General features: G+C 58.9%; 8 protein-coding genes and 1 riboswitch. Of the genes, 6 read left to right on the top strand and 2 right to left on the bottom strand.

The window, feature by feature from the left end; all coding sequences use genetic code 11:
• Window positions 1-184 precede the first annotated feature (184 nt).
• A complete protein-coding gene (locus HMPREF2857_RS07275) occupies window positions 185-943 on the bottom strand; it encodes a thiamine phosphate synthase (RefSeq protein ID WP_070643370.1) in 759 nt (252 codons plus the stop codon).
• Window positions 944-1,013: 70 nt separating this feature from the next.
• A riboswitch (TPP riboswitch) is annotated at window positions 1,014-1,136 on the top strand.
• Between the two features lie 7 nt (window positions 1,137-1,143).
• On the opposite strand from HMPREF2857_RS07275, the gene thiO reads away from it, so the two are divergent.
• From thiO to HMPREF2857_RS07255, 4 genes are read left to right on the top strand one after another with little or no spacing between them, the layout of a single operon-like run.
• The gene (thiO, locus tag HMPREF2857_RS07270; protein WP_070643367.1) at window positions 1,144-2,319 is read left to right on the top strand and encodes a glycine oxidase ThiO; all 1,176 of its coding nucleotides are present in this window, start codon (window positions 1,144-1,146) and stop codon (window positions 2,317-2,319) included.
• Window positions 2,320-2,332: 13 nt separating this feature from the next.
• Window positions 2,333-2,566, top strand: coding sequence for a sulfur carrier protein ThiS (locus HMPREF2857_RS07265; protein WP_070601122.1), 234 nt, complete (start codon window positions 2,333-2,335; stop codon window positions 2,564-2,566).
• A 29-nt stretch (window positions 2,567-2,595) separates the two neighbouring features.
• The gene (locus HMPREF2857_RS07260) at window positions 2,596-3,441 is read left to right on the top strand and encodes a thiazole synthase (RefSeq protein WP_141752745.1); all 846 of its coding nucleotides are present in this window, start codon (window positions 2,596-2,598) and stop codon (window positions 3,439-3,441) included.
• Window positions 3,441-4,640: a ThiF family adenylyltransferase gene (locus HMPREF2857_RS07255; RefSeq protein WP_070643361.1), complete on the top strand. Its 1,200-nt coding sequence runs from the start codon at window positions 3,441-3,443 to the stop codon at window positions 4,638-4,640. Before HMPREF2857_RS07260 ends, HMPREF2857_RS07255 begins: the two co-directional genes overlap by 1 nt.
• 36 nt (window positions 4,641-4,676) lie before the next feature.
• Here the strand turns inward: HMPREF2857_RS07255 and HMPREF2857_RS07250 are convergent, their stop codons facing one another.
• Window positions 4,677-6,263, bottom strand: coding sequence for an alkaline phosphatase D family protein (locus tag HMPREF2857_RS07250; RefSeq protein ID WP_016421418.1), 1,587 nt, complete (start codon window positions 6,261-6,263; stop codon window positions 4,677-4,679).
• Window positions 6,264-6,472: 209 nt separating this feature from the next.
• On the opposite strand from HMPREF2857_RS07250, the gene HMPREF2857_RS07245 reads away from it, so the two are divergent.
• Both HMPREF2857_RS07245 and HMPREF2857_RS07240 read left to right on the top strand, forming a co-directional pair.
• A complete protein-coding gene (locus tag HMPREF2857_RS07245) occupies window positions 6,473-8,284 on the top strand; it encodes a BCCT family transporter (RefSeq protein ID WP_083310531.1) in 1,812 nt (603 codons plus the stop codon).
• Window positions 8,285-8,725: 441 nt separating this feature from the next.
• On the top strand, window positions 8,726-14,062 hold the full coding sequence (locus HMPREF2857_RS07240; protein ID WP_070643372.1) for a G5 domain-containing protein: 5,337 nt from the start codon (window positions 8,726-8,728) through the stop codon (window positions 14,060-14,062).
• The last annotated feature ends 330 nt before the right edge of the window (window positions 14,063-14,392 follow it).

The raw sequence follows: 14,392 nt of genomic DNA, 5'->3' as shown, positions 1-14,392 counted from the left end.
GTGGTGATGCATTCACCGCCTGAACCTACCGGCCATTTTTGGGCCAATTTTGTCATAAACGCAGTCACTAACTCGCATTGGGGCAAAGTAGGGCTAGATAGCAAATGGTGCCCACCCAGCGACACGCCGAGCGGACACACTTTTTGCCTATTAACCCACACTTTTGCTACTTAACCCACGAAACTCAGCGACCGTTCGTAATCGCAGCGCGCAGAGCACGCGCTGCCTCTTCCGGATTCGCTGCCTCGGTCAGTGCGCGAACCACCACAATGCGCTCCGCACCAGCGGCGATAACTTCGCCGGCGGTCCCGGCGTTGATACCGCCGATTGCCCACCATGGCTTGACCGGGTCACTTGCGCCGCGGTCGTGTGGGCGCACAATATCGGCCACGGAATCCTGGTGGGACTCCGCTGAACCCTGTGCACGCGCCCTCCGCACGAGTGCCGCAGCTTCACGGACCATCTCGACTCCGACGGGTTGACGGTCGGGCTTCGTCGGGGTGGCATACACCGGGCCGATTACCGCGTAATCGATGCCATCGTCGGCAAGCGAGGCGGCGAACATGTCCAGATTTCGGTTGGATCGGCCGATGAGAACCTCGGGGCCAACGATCTGGCGGGCCTGCTCGGTGGTGAGGTCTTCCTGACCCACATGCAGGATGTCTGCGCCGGTCAGTGCGGCAATGTCGGCGCGGTCATTGACGGCGAAGAGCTTGCCGTGTTCAGCGGCGACCTCGGCGAGGGTCTCCACAGCGGCAATCTCGTCGCGGGTGTCGACTTTCTTGTCGCGCAGCTGGATGATGTCAGTGCCGCCTTCGTAACAGGCGTGCAGGAATTCGCGCAGATCACCGCGGGATGCGCGCGAGTCGGTGCAGAGGTACAGGCGGGCGTCGGCAAGCAGGGCGCGTCGTGTTGTGCGAGTGGCGGCTGATGAGGCGTTCATGTCCCCATGTTAGGCGAGGTTGGGGATGCGGTGTCGTGGCGGTGAGTCCGAAGTCATATGATGGGGGAGTACCACGTTCCGCGGGAGCCGTACTCGGTATCGATGAGATGCCGCTGGCTGAGAGGGCGAGTAACGCCGACCGCTTTTACCTGATGCGGGTTATGCCGCCGGAGGGAGGAATGGCAGTGAATGCTGCCGCTATGGGTGCTGCCTCGACAAGTGAGGGCGGCACAGGGGAGACGTCGTCGAGCGTTGTTATCGCAGGCGCGGGCATTATCGGCTTGGCGACGGCATGGAGACTACTCCGCCAGGGATTCGATGTGACTGTCCTCGATGCCGAGCCCGTTTCCGGCGCAACTTTCGCCGCAGCTGGCATGCTGGCGCCTGTAGCCGAAGTCGTGTGGGATCAGCCGACGCTGTATCCGCTGATGGTGGAGTCGGGCAAGCTCTACCGCGACTTTGCCCTGGCTATCGCCGAGGAATCGGGCCACGATGTCGGCTACATCGAGAATTCCACGTTCGTGTGTGCGGGTGATGCCGCCGACCGGCAGACACTCAGCGAGCTCGTTGAGCTGCAGCACGACATGGGCATGGAGATCAGCCGCATCACCGCTACCGAGGCGCGCCGGGCAGAACCAGCGTTGGGCCCGGGCTGTGTTGGTGCGGTGGATATTCCGGGAGATCACCAGGTCAATCCGCGTCTGCTCGCCGAGGCGTTGCTGACCATTCTGGGAGACCGCGTCATCCGCACCCGCGCGGAAGAGGTTATCTACGCTTCTGATGCCGACCCCCGCCAAGCCATTGGGCTGCGCGGTACGGACGGAAATGACTACCTCGCCGATGAGGTCGTGCTTGCTGCGGGGCTGAACACCGCCGACATCACCGGCCTGCCGGAGAATCTGAATCTGCCACTGCGCCCGGTCTATGGGGATGTGCTGCGGCTGCGTGTACCGGAGCGCTTGCAGCCGCTGGTCACTCGCACTATTCGCGGTGTGGTTCAGGGACGTCCGGTTTATATCGTCCCGCGTGCTGACGGCACCGTCGTGCTCGGCGCTACCTCGCGTGAAGATGACCTGACCGGCGTCTCCGCCGAAGGAGTCCATCAGCTACTCCGCGACGCATACCGCCTGGTGCCCGGCATTCTCGACTGCGAAATCTACGAGATGACCGCCCGCGCCCGGCCTGGTTCCCCAGACGATGTCCCCATGATTGGTCGCGTGGCTCCAGGACTGACCGTGTCCACCGGCTACTTCCGTCACGGCATTCTGCTTACGGCCATCGGTTCCAAGCTCACGGCCGATGTCGTCGCAGGTCGGGAAACTGACAACGACCCGGCGCTTCTTTCCGCCGTCAATCCATTCCGCTTCAGCGATTAGAGGAGGCTCGCTTATGTCCACCACAACACTCAATGGCGAAGGCTACACACCGGCTGCGGGGGAGATGGTCGCAGATCTCGTCGCAAAGCACACGGGGCACGCGCTTAACGACGACGGCACTGCCGCGGACGGCACCCGCCTGGGAATCGCGGTAGCCGTGGATGGTGCGGTAATCCCGCGAGCCAAGTGGGCGAGCACGCCCGTGGCAGGTGCAATCGACATCGTGACAGCAGTTCAGGGAGGCTAGAGATGACCGAGAATTCCGCACAAGCAAATATGTCCGCACAGGCAAACGAAACCGGGGCGGCGAGCGGACTTACACGCGAACCGCTGCGCATTGGCGGGCTGGAGTTGAACTCCCGTCTGATTATGGGAACTGGCGGTGCGACCAGCATGGATACGCTGGAGCGCGCGCTGGTGGCTTCGGGCACTGAGCTGACTACGGTGGCGATGCGCCGCTTTACGCCCGGTACGAAGCAGAACGTTTTTGAGATTTTGCAGCGCAACAATATTGCGGCGCTGCCGAATACTGCGGGGTGCTATACCGCTCGTGACGCGGTGCTGACTGCGCAGTTGGCCCGCGAGGCGCTGGAAACCAACCTGCTGAAGCTCGAGGTCATCGCCGACGAGGACACGCTGCTGCCGGACCCGGTCGAGCTGGTCGCGGCAGCGGAGCAGTTGGTAGCTGACGACTTCGTCGTTTTCGCCTACACCAACGACGATCCGGCGCTGGCCAAGCGGCTGGAAGATCTGGGCTGTGCAGCTGTCATGCCGGCGGGCTCGCCGATTGGCACTGGTCTGGGCATTCTTAACCCACACAACATCGAGCTGATTGTGGACCGCGCGAATGTGCCCATCATCCTGGATGCGGGCATCGGTACCGCGTCTGAGGCAGCGCAGGCGATGGAGCTTGGCTGCGATGCAGTGCTGTTGGCATCCGCAGTGACCCGTGCACATGATCCGGTGGGCATGGCCACGGCGATGCGCTTCGGCGTTGAGGCAGGACTGACTGCTCGCGAGTCCGGCCGCATTCCACGGCGTCGACTGGCCCAGGCGAGCTCGTCGTTTGAGGGCATCATCACTGAGCGCGTCAGCGGCGCACGCGAGCAGGATTCTCTGTAATGGCTGAGCAGGGGGTCAATCTTTCGGACCGCGACCTGCGCCGGTACGCCCGGCACCTAACACTTCCGGGCTTTGGTGCCGAGGGGCAGCGAACTTTGCGAGCCTCCCGCGTCCTCGTCATCGGAGCTGGTGGTTTGGGATCGCCTGCGCTGTTGTACCTGGCCGGGGCAGGGGTCGGGCACATCACCATCATTGACGATGACGTGGTCGACGAGTCCAATCTTCAGCGCCAGGTCATTCACCGTGAGTCCGACATTGGTCGCCCGAAGGCCGAATCTGCCGCGGATGCCGTGCGGCGCCTTGACTCCGAGGCGTCGGTGACTGCAATCGTCGGCAGGTTAAGCGTCGACAATGCTGAGGAGCTCTTCGCCACTCACGATGTAGTGCTCGACGGCGCAGACAACTTCGCCACGCGCTACCTGTCCTCCGATGCCGCGGAGCTGACCGGAACGCCGCTGGTCTGGGCCACGATTCTGCAGTTCGCAGGGCAACTGTCCGTCTTCTGGCCTGGCCACGGCCCCATGCTTCGCGATCTTTACCCCGACATCCCCGATCCCGGCTCCGTGCCGTCGTGCGCCGCAGGCGGTGTCCTCGGCGCAATGGTCGGACAGATCGGCTCCATGATGGTCGTCGAAGCTATCAAGGTGCTCACTGGTGTCGGCAAGGTCGCCGTCGGCAAACTCGTGCTTATCGACGCCCTGGAGGCAACCACCCGCACACTGTCCTTTGCAGCCGACCCGGAGCGCGAACCCGTTTCCGACTTGACCGAAATTGCGCAGGTGTGCGCAGCTTCGTGGACCGAGGATGAGGAGGCCCCGGCGCAGAGCATGCGCAGCATTGGCCCCAACACGGCGCACGAGCTTCTTGCCGAGGGTGTGCCTCTCATCGATGTACGCGAGCCTGAAGAACACGCGGAGGCTGCCATTGCCGGATCTGTGCTTGTGCCACTCGGCAACATTCGCAGCCGTGGGTGGGCTGCGATTCGCGAAGCGTGGGCTGAGCGGAACCTCCAGTCGAACTACCCACGAGTTCTGATTCACTGCCACTCGGGTGCCCGCTCGCAACAGGCAATTGAGCTGTTGGCCAGCGAGATTGAGGCTGATGGCGCCATACCGGAGCTCATCAATCTGGACGGGGGCATTGTGGCCTGGCAGGCTGCGGGGCAGGAGACCGTCGTAAAGCGTGGCGGAACGCACTAATTAGTGGCTACCGCCACGCGCTGTTGAACAGTGTGCCTACGCCTGCGGCTTCAGCGTTGTCGACCACAACTCGGTGCCACGAGTGGTGAGCAGACGGACGGTCATCTCGCGTGAGTCGCCGTCGATATCGACTTCGCCGAAGTGCTGGAAGTCCTGTGTGGGGTCGGCGTTGGCATTGTCTTTACCCGGTGCGTGGACGTACTCCACCTTCGGCCCGAAGGTCGAATCCATTTCGTTGGGGCCGAATGCGCCCGCGTGGAGAGGACCGGAGACGAATTCCCAGAAGGGTGCGAAGTCGGTGAACTGTGCGCGCTCTGGGCTGTAGTGGTGAGCCGCGGTGTAGTGCACATCGGCGGTGAGCCAGACGACATTTGAAACATCTTTAATGGCGCTGAGCAGGCGGGCGATTTCACGTTCACGTCCTGCAGGTGCACCGGCGGCACCATTGGATACGCTTTCTTGGTCACCATCGTCGCCGTCGGGGACGATGATTCCAAGCGGTAGGTCATTAGCAACAATCTTCCACGTCGCGCGGGAGTCCTTGAGGGAGTCGATTAACCAGTTGGTCTGCTTTTCGCCAAGGATTGGTTCTTCGGTTGTCGAGCGCGGATTATTGGAAGTGTTTTCTCCCTTGTAACTGCGCATATCCAGAATGAATATGTCTAGCAACGGGCCGTAGGAAACCTTGCGGTAGACGCGCCCATCTACAGCCATTTGTTGATCAATTGGCTGCCACTCATGGAAGGCCTGGTAGGCACGCTTGGCCAGGGTGTTGACATCGCGCTCGGTATAGCGATCATCGTCTAGGACTTCGTTGGGGTACCAGTTGTTGACTGTTTCGTGGTCATCCCACTGGACTAGCTGCGGAACCTGCGCATTGAAGGCCAAGTAGTTCTTGTCCATGAGGTTGTAGGAGTACTGGCCACGATACTCTTCGAGGGTTTCAGCAACCTTGGATTTGGCCGGAGTGACATGGTTGCGCCACACAGTGCCGTCGGAAAGCGTGACGGATTCATCCAGCGGACCGTCGGCATAGCAGGTATCGCCTGAGTGAATGAATAGGTCTGGATTGCGCTCCATCATGGTGGAAAAGCCGGTGTATCCACCGATTTCGTCGTTAATTCCCCAACCCTGACCTGCGACATCGCCGGACCAGTGCAGGCGGATGTTGGATGCGCGGTTTGGGGCAGTACGGAAGGTGCCGATAACGGGATCAGAGCAGATTCCAGTATCTGCCTCTTCGAGCGTGACACGATAGAAGATTTCCTGCCCCGGTTCGAGACCGACGACACGTAGACGTCCGGTGCCGTCAGTGTCTGGAGTTAACAGAGAGTTACTGCGGAATACCTTGGCATTCTGGAAGCTCTCAGTTGCAGCAGTTTCAACCACCATATGGGCGGGGCGGTCTGAGCGAGCCCAAATCAATGCGCCGTCGCCGCGGATATCGCCACTTGCAACGCCGTGGGTGAGCTGTGGCCGAGAACGCAGTAACCCTGGGGAGGCCAGTGACGGCGAACCCGGTGTAGCTGAAGCCGCAGCTCTAGAGGCATGAGCGAGCGTGACTGAAGTGGCAAGTGCGGTGGATGCGCCTAAACGTAGAGCGCTGCGACGGGAAAGCTGCATGGAGTCGAACGATAGGTTTTCCACTTTGACGTTCAGTTAAACCAGCGTGAACTCGAAGGAAAAAGTCGCAATTACAGCACAAAGGCTTAGTTATTGAGAATGACTGGGCTTCCTTTTGTAACGTAGATAACCGACTTGGGAGGAATGTGTCTTCCGAGCTGTCTTTTCTGAGACAGACAATCTAGAAGTGAAAGGCGCTGACCCCGATAATGGGATCTACACAAACGCCACAAGTAAACAAGCAAGAAAAGAAGTCGGGCGGTTTTCTCAAGAACCTGCCGACCGACCCGTTGATCTTCACGACAGCGATGGGTTTCATTGTCCTCTTTGTGGCAGTGACCATAGCGCTGGGGGATACCGCTCGGGATGCCTACTCGGCCGCTTCCGATTGGGTTACGTCTAACATGGGCTGGCTGTTCATCGGTGGTGTCTCGGCAAGCTTTATCTTCCTCATCGGCTTGTTTGTGTCCCGATACGGACGCATTCAACTTGGCGATGATGACGAAGAGCCCGAATACACCATCGCCGAATGGTTCGGCATGCTCTTCGCCGGCGGTACTGGCTCCATGCTGATGTTCTGGGGTGTGGCTGAACCGCTCAACCACGCTTACAACCCGCCGTTCGGTCAAGATTCGATGACCCGCGAAGCTCAGAACACTGCGATGGCATTTACCATCTACCACCTGGGTATTCACATGTGGGTCATCATGGCGCTGCCGGGGCTCGCGCTGGGGTACTTCATTTACAAGCGTCACCTGCCGCCGCGCGTCTCCTCCATCTTCGCGCCGCTGCTCGGTGCCCGAATCTACTCATGGCCGGGCAAGCTTATCGACGCCGTCGCCATCATCGGTACCGTCGTCGGTATCGCGGTATCGGTGGGCATGGGTGCGCTGCAGATTAACTCCGGTGCTGCACGTGTAATCGGTACCCCGGAAAGCTCGATGGTGCAGCTCATTCTGATTGCCATCATTATTGTGATTGCCTCGATTTCCGTGGCCCGCGGTCTGGACAAAGGTATTAAGGTGTTGTCCAATGCCAACATTTGGGCAGCCATGGCATTGATGGTCTTCGTGCTGCTCATGGGCCCGACATTGACGCTGCTGCGCCAGACCGTCGATACGACAGGTGTCTACTTGGATGCGTTGCCGCGCATCATGTTCTGGACTGACTCCTACGACGTCAACCCGAATTGGAAACAGGGCGCCTGGACGGTCTTCTATTGGGCCTGGACAATCTGCTGGTCGCCATTTGTGGGCATGTTCGTCGCCCGTATTTCCCGTGGCCGTACTGTGCGTCAGTTCATTGCCGGTGTGATTGCACTGCCGACAATCGTGTCAATCATGTGGTTCTCCATCTTCGGCCGTGCCGGCTTTGAACTGGAAAATGAGCAGCCAGGTATTCTGACCAAACCAGTTGTCGAGGGCGGAGACCCGTCACCGGCGCTCTTTATCCTCCTGGAGCAGTTCCCGTTGGCAACGCTTGTCAGTGTGTTTGCGCTCTTTGTGATCATGATCTTCTTCGTCACCTCCATCGACTCGGCGGCGATGGTGATGGACATGATGTCCACCGGTGAGGAAAACAAGGCTCCGACCTTCTACCGCGTGCTGTGGGGCGTCATGATCGGTGCTGTGGCAGCTTCTCTGCTGCTGATTTCTGGTGAAACTGCACTGGAAGCGCTGCAATCCGCGGTGATCGTCATCGGTGTACCGTTCTTCTTCCTCCACTTTGTGATGATGTACTCCTTGGTCAAAGGCATGAGTGATGACCACATGGCAGTGCGCAAGCCGGTTACCCGCCAGTGGGAGAAGACCGATACTCCGGAGAAGTTGGAGAAGCACGAAGCCGCACCCGCGCCGGGCTACGACGAAGAGGGCAATGAGCTGCCGCGCTTTGAGTACACACACGATGAAGAGGGACGCCTGGTTATTCAGTCTGATGTGGTCGTTGAAGGCGAGTTTGAGTCTGGCGAAAAGTCGGAATCAGAGAGCCCAGAGGAGTCGGGGACGAAGTCTGAGTCATAGTAGAGCACGGTCGCAGTAGTGCCCGGCACTTGTGGCCACGCTATTCACCTATCGGTGCGCTGTAGCGTGGCCATCAGTGAGTAGTGCATCGATAAGAGCGAAGGCAAAGGCTGTAGCCAAATAAAAACGCCGCCCACGGAAACCAAAAGTAGTTTCGGTGGGCGGCGTTTTGTATTCGTTGTGCCGGTTTGCCAAGCGTTGCTTTCGCCGAAATTTCAGGGGTGTATGGGGGTGTCACCAGGATTTATGGCATTAATTTTGCATGCTAAACTGTGGGTGCACCCTTTTTTTACGGTTTGCGGTTAAGTGTCACCGAGCTTTCTGGGTGGTGAACATCCAAGTGTTGATCCTCAAAGTCTCGCTAACAGACTCGGTGAGGTGCCAGCGGGCCCGTACCAGGTGGGTAAGGATAGGAAAATTGGATAAGGACGCAAAATGCGTATGAAATTACCGGAAGCGTTAAAGAAGCGCTCCGTACGCGCTCCTTTGGCTGTGCTAACAGTCGCAGCCGTAGTTGGTAGCGCGATCGGAGTTGCTCCGAATTTTGTCTCTTCACAGCCGGAGGCGGTAGCTGCAGAACTCTCCGGCGGTATCCGCGACAAGTCCGGCGCGGTGGAGAAGGACGCCCAGAAGGCCTCCGACCTCCCGGCCGGTTCGTGTGTTGTCTCGGAGAACGCTCCGCAGGGCAGCCAGGCTGGTTTCAGCTGGAACACCTTGGAACCTGCGGCTGACAGCCCTTCGAAAACACTGTGGGGTTTGAGCGTCTCCTTCGATAACTCGAAGGACCGCACGTTCGCTGATTGGAGCTTTACCAATTCAGGGTTGTTGTCGGTGGTTCTCGATGCGAGACAGGTCCCCTCTATGGGGGCCGGTCAGACCTTTCTTCCGGGCGAGGTAGTCACCCACAAGGCCGACGAAATCCTCGATATTACTGCTTCTGGGCGACAGCGAAACCTGAACCTAAACGCGGAACTGACCGACGCGAAAGTCAAGCAGTTCGCTGAGGCCACTGCCGCTAACCCGGTGCGTTATGCCTGGCAGAGCAACTACAAGCAAGCGCGCACTTCCGCTCCGTTTGCCACTCAGGGAGACTCCGCAACCTTTGCGGCTGTCGTAAATCCGTGGCCGAGCGAGAACATCGAATGTAACCCGATCACGGTCTCGTGGGAGAGCTTCGAAAAGCACGTTATCGTCCCCGGTGAGGAAACCAAGGTCGGTAAGATTAACGTTCCTGCTGTGACGGGCGGCGGCACGGATGATTCGATGTCCCGCATGGTCGTGGAGGCCTACGACGGCAACGGCAAGTTCATCGGTACCACCGACCCAGCGGCCTCCGGTGGCACCAAGAACCTGCGTATCGACGAAGCGACCGGCGAGATTTTCTTCACCTGGCCTGAGTACCGCGGTACCGACCTGGCAACTGATAAGAACGTGAACTTCTCCGTTCTGGCAAAGCCGCGTAGCGTGGACCAGCTCCAGGCTGCAGCTAAGAGCCACAATGAGTTTATCGAGCATGACGGAGCCTTCAACAGCTCCAACTCGCTGACGCGCTACAACAAGGCAAACGTCATCGATTCCAAGGCGTTCTCCCTGGATGACACGGAGTACCACTCCCCGAAGTATGACAAGGAAGATGCTTCAATCATCTCGGGCGTCGATAGCGCAACCGGCCCCTTGGCAACCGAGCCGCAGAAGGTCGTCTTCAAGCAGGTACCAGATAAGATCAAGGACCTGGTGAAGAAGAAGGGTGACGGCGGCTTCGAGGCCAAGGTCGAGCTGGACGAGAAGTACGTCTACGAGGGTTGGACCGTCGAGATGGACGAGGACTACAACGTCACCGTCACCGCTCCGGAAAACCCGAAGCCGGGCACCTTCGCACGCCCGAAGGTCATAGTGGAATACTCGAATGGCTCCACCGATGAACTTGAGCTGCTCGTCGTGGTCGACCCGAACAATACCCAGGTCACTGACCTGGTGCGCCCGGGTCTTGCCAAGGGCAAGGTGAATGAAGACATCACCTCTCAGATCACCACCAAGTCCATCATGAAGGGCCATAAGCCGGTTCCCCCGGCCAAGTTTGAGATTGACCCGTCCACTGTCCCGGAAGGGTGGACCGTCAAGGTCGACGACACAGGTAAGGTCACCGCGAAGGCGGACGACTCTGTCGCGCCGGGAACCGTCATCACTCCGAAGGTGAAGGCGACCTATCCGGACCAGACCACCGATGAGATCGAGGTCCAGTTCCAGGCGATCGTGGACATCAAGATCCCGACTTACGACACTGTAACTGGTCAGCCAAATGCGAACGTCAGCCTCACTCCGGAACTCCCCGAGCGCGGGCTGAGCGGCAACACGACCGATGAGGCCCCGTCGCGCTACACCTTTGAGGACGGCACTAACCAGACCACCCTCACCAGCAAGGATGGCAAGACGTGGACTGTCTACGTTGATGAGAAGACTGGTGAGATTAAGACCAGCATTCCGAGGGACGCGCACGAAGGAGACATTCTTAATGTCCCAGTCCTCGCGCACTACAGTGATGAGGGCAAGCAGAAGCCGCAGACGGTTGTAGGCACCGTTGTCGTTATTAAGGGTGACCTGCAGGCAACCTACGATGTCCAGACCACTGGACCGGGTCAGTCCGTCGAACATCATGTCGACGGTCCGCCGGAGGGCTCTACTTTCTCCTTCGGACAGAAAGACGGCAAGCCGGTCCTCACTCAGAATGTTGACGGCTGGGAGTACAAGGTTGACCCGAACACCGGTGTCGTTACCTCGACTCCGCCGGCCGATGCGAAGCCGGGCGACAAGAATACCGTCACCGTGACGGTTAATGCCCCAGGCGGTCGTGCTACTCAGACGCCGGTTACTACCGTCGTGAAGCTGACTAATGCCTGGGAAGCAGATCCGTCTTACCCAACAGAGACGGTGTACCCGGGGGATACCGCAAAGCTGCCGTTAAACCTCGACAAGCCGGATAACGTCAACGTTGCCAAGGACAAACCATACGAGCTGGGCGAAGTTCCGGCTGGTTGGACTGTCAGCATTGACGACAATGGCGAGATCACCGCAACCGCACCTGCGGATGCGAAGCCGGGTGACCAGGTCAAGATTCCGGTCACCGTGACCTACGAGGACGGCTCTACGGATACCGCTTACGCTGTGGTCAACGTTGTCGACGTTCCGACGCGTGAGGTTCCGTTCAAGGTCGAGTACAAGTACGACGACACCATTCCTGCCGGCGAGTACAAGGTTGAAACCAAGGGCGTTCCTGGCAAGGAAAAGATGACCAAGGACGGCCAGTGGGAGCAGACCGAGGCACCGGTTAATGAGGTCGTCGTCATCGGAACCAAGGTTACTGAAAGCGAAAGCGCTGAGACTGTAACTTGGAAGGTTCCGATTCCGTACCCGACCGAGGTTCGCGAAAACCCGGACCTGGCACCTGGTGAAATCAGGGTTGTCCAGGAAGGCGAAAACGGTGAGAAGACCTTTACTGCTAACTTCACCGCCAAGGGCGACAAGGCTGAGGTAACCGAGGAGAAGACCACCAAGGAACCTGTTACTCGCATTATTGAGTACGGTCCTGGTGTGGAGCCATCGGAACTGGTGACCAAGACCGAGAAGCCGATTCCGTTTGAGACTGAAATTGTCCTCGACGACACCTTGGAAAAGGGTACTCAGGTCGTCGATCAGGAGGGGCAGCTCGGAACTGAGGTCGAAACTTCGACTCAGAAGATTGTGGACGGCAAGCCGTCCGGCGACCCTAAGGTGACCACTGAGCGCACCAAGGAGCCGGTCAAGCAGGTTATCCGTGTTGGCACGAAGACCGTGGGCACTCACACTACTGAGTACGAGGTAGACGTCCCGTTTGAGACTGAGATTATCTTCGACGAGAATCTGGAAGCTGGCACGCAGGAGACTGTCCAGGAAGGCAAGCTAGGCAAGGACAAGGTCACCACGACCCAGACCATCGAGAACTCGACGGTTGTGGATTCCAAGACCGAAACCGTGCGAGTGGCTGAGCCGGTCAAGAAGATCATCAAGGTCGGTACCAAGGGCAAGCCTGCATCCACGACCATCGAGTGGACTGAAAAGACTCCGTTCGAGGTCGAGGTTCGGGTCAACCCTGAGCTGAAGCCTGGTGAGACCAAGGTCGTCCAGGAAGGTAAGCAGGGCGAAATCAAGCACACCGTTAAGGTGAATGCTGACAACGGGGAAATCTCCACGGATGAGTCCTCTGAGAAAATCAGCGACCCGGTAAACCAGATCATCGAGGTTGGCCCGGCCAAGGGCCGCGAGACCGCATTGACGGATAAGCACACGGAGAAGATTCCGTACGACACCCTCATTGAGTACGACCCGAACCTGGAAGTCGGCAGGGTTGTCGAGGAACAGGCCGGTGAGTTCGGTGAGAAGGAAATCACCAAGACCTGGAAGCTCGAGAACGGTGAGCCGGTAGGCGATCCGGAGATTTCGGAGACCGTTACTAAGGACAAGCAGGATCGAAAGATTCGCGTGGGCACTAAGTGCAAGTGCGAGCCGACGCCTCCTGTTGACCCGAGCGAGCCGACTGACCCGACTGAGCCGACTGAGCCGACGGACCCGAGCGAGCCGACTGAAAAGTGTGAGCCGGTGACCACATCTGACTCGTGGATTGAAAAGACTCCGTTCGACACCCTGGTCAGTACTAACCCGGATCTGGAGCCTGGCGAAACCAAGGTTGTTCAGGAGGGAACTCCAGGCGAGGTCAAGCACACTGTCACGATTACGGTTGACAGCGACGGCAATGTGGTCAAGGAGGATTCGTCTGAGACAATCAGCGATCCTGTCGACCGCATTGTCGAGGTCGGTCCTGCTGAGGGTGAGGCCCAGCTGACGGATAAGCACACTGCGCCGATTCCGTTCGATACCATCATCGAGCACGACGAGACCCTCGAAGCCGGCAAGGTTATTGAGGATCAGCCTGGTGTCACTGGTGAGAAGGAAATCACCAACACCTGGAATCTCGAGGACGGTGAGTTTGTGGGCGAGCCGGAAACTTCTGAAGAGGTTCTCAAGGAGAAGCAGGATCGTGTGATTCGCGTGGGCACCAAGCTCGACTGCGAGCCGACTGAGCCGACGGACCCGACGGACCCGAGCGAGCCGACTGACCCGACCAAGCCGAACGAGCCGACTGACCCGACCAAGCCGAACGAACCGACTGACCCGACCAAGCCGGGTAAGCCAGGTGACAAGCCAAGCAAGCCGGACAAGCCAGGCAAGCCAGGTGATTCCGACAAGCCGGGCGATAAGCCAGGTAAGCCGGATGACAAGCCAGGTAAGCCGGATGACAAGCCAGGCAAGCCGGGTAAGGACGGAAGTTCCTCGAGCTCCAGCTCTAAGGGCGGTTCCTCTTCGGGCTCCAGCTCCAAGGGGGGAAGCAGCTCAGGTTCTAGCTCTTCGGGCTCCAGCTCCAAGGGCGGTAGCAGCTCAGGCTCTAGCTCCTCGGGCTCCAGCTCCAAGGGCGGAAGCAGCTCAGGTTCTAGCTCCTCGGGCTCTAGCTCCAAGGGCGGAAGCTCCTCCAGCGGTAGCCTCTCTGGTGGAAGCTCCTCCAGTGGAAATACCTCGGGCCACAGCAGCTCGGGTGGCAGCACCTCGAGCTCCAGCTCCAAGGGCGGGTCTTCTCTGGCTGTCACCGGCGCTAAGGTCGCTGGCACGCTAGGAATCGCAGCAATGCTGTTGCTGGCTGGTGGTATTTTGCTAGCGGTTCGTAAGCGCCACTCGCAGAATGAAAACTAGTGATACCAAGGCTTTCGAGCCGCATTGCTAGCTCCTAAAAGGAGACGGCGGGAATATAGGAGAACTCCTGTATTCCCGCCATTTTTCATTCAATCCACCGGAATGGCACTCGCAAGTGGTAACTGGGTCTTGGTTTGCTTTCTAGGTGACACGAAACAGACCCCGATACTCCATATGTGCAGGCCAGATGAAGAACAACGACGTCCCCTCCAAAGGAACCATTAGATGGTGATGTAAAATCCCCAACTGCGGCAGCTCCACAACCCGGCGTTAAGTAGCAAAGCGGACAACCCGACAAACTACGGGCTGCAAATGTGAAACTGTATGAGT

This window comes from Corynebacterium sp. HMSC076C10, from assembly GCF_001812455.1.
In the GTDB taxonomy this organism is placed as follows: Bacteria; Actinomycetota; Actinomycetes; order Mycobacteriales; family Mycobacteriaceae; genus Corynebacterium; species Corynebacterium jeikeium_D.
Note: the sequence above shows the minus strand (reverse complement) of the source record. Positions and strands in the feature narration are given on the sequence as shown.

Excerpts from the sequence above, each read along its gene's own strand:
- HMPREF2857_RS07275 (WP_070643370.1), bottom strand. The coding sequence starts at position 943 with ATGAACGCCTCATCAGCCGCCACTCGCACAACACGACGCGCCCTGCTT.
- thiO (WP_070643367.1), top strand. The coding sequence starts at position 1,144 with ATGGGTGCTGCCTCGACAAGTGAGGGCGGCACAGGGGAGACGTCGTCG.
- HMPREF2857_RS07265 (WP_070601122.1), top strand. The coding sequence starts at position 2,333 with ATGTCCACCACAACACTCAATGGCGAAGGCTACACACCGGCTGCGGGG.
- HMPREF2857_RS07260 (WP_141752745.1), top strand. The coding sequence starts at position 2,596 with ATGTCCGCACAGGCAAACGAAACCGGGGCGGCGAGCGGACTTACACGC.
- HMPREF2857_RS07255 (WP_070643361.1), top strand. The coding sequence starts at position 3,441 with ATGGCTGAGCAGGGGGTCAATCTTTCGGACCGCGACCTGCGCCGGTAC.
- HMPREF2857_RS07250 (WP_016421418.1), bottom strand. The coding sequence starts at position 6,263 with ATGCAGCTTTCCCGTCGCAGCGCTCTACGTTTAGGCGCATCCACCGCA.
- HMPREF2857_RS07245 (WP_083310531.1), top strand. The coding sequence starts at position 6,473 with ATGGGATCTACACAAACGCCACAAGTAAACAAGCAAGAAAAGAAGTCG.
- HMPREF2857_RS07240 (WP_070643372.1), top strand. The coding sequence starts at position 8,726 with ATGAAATTACCGGAAGCGTTAAAGAAGCGCTCCGTACGCGCTCCTTTG.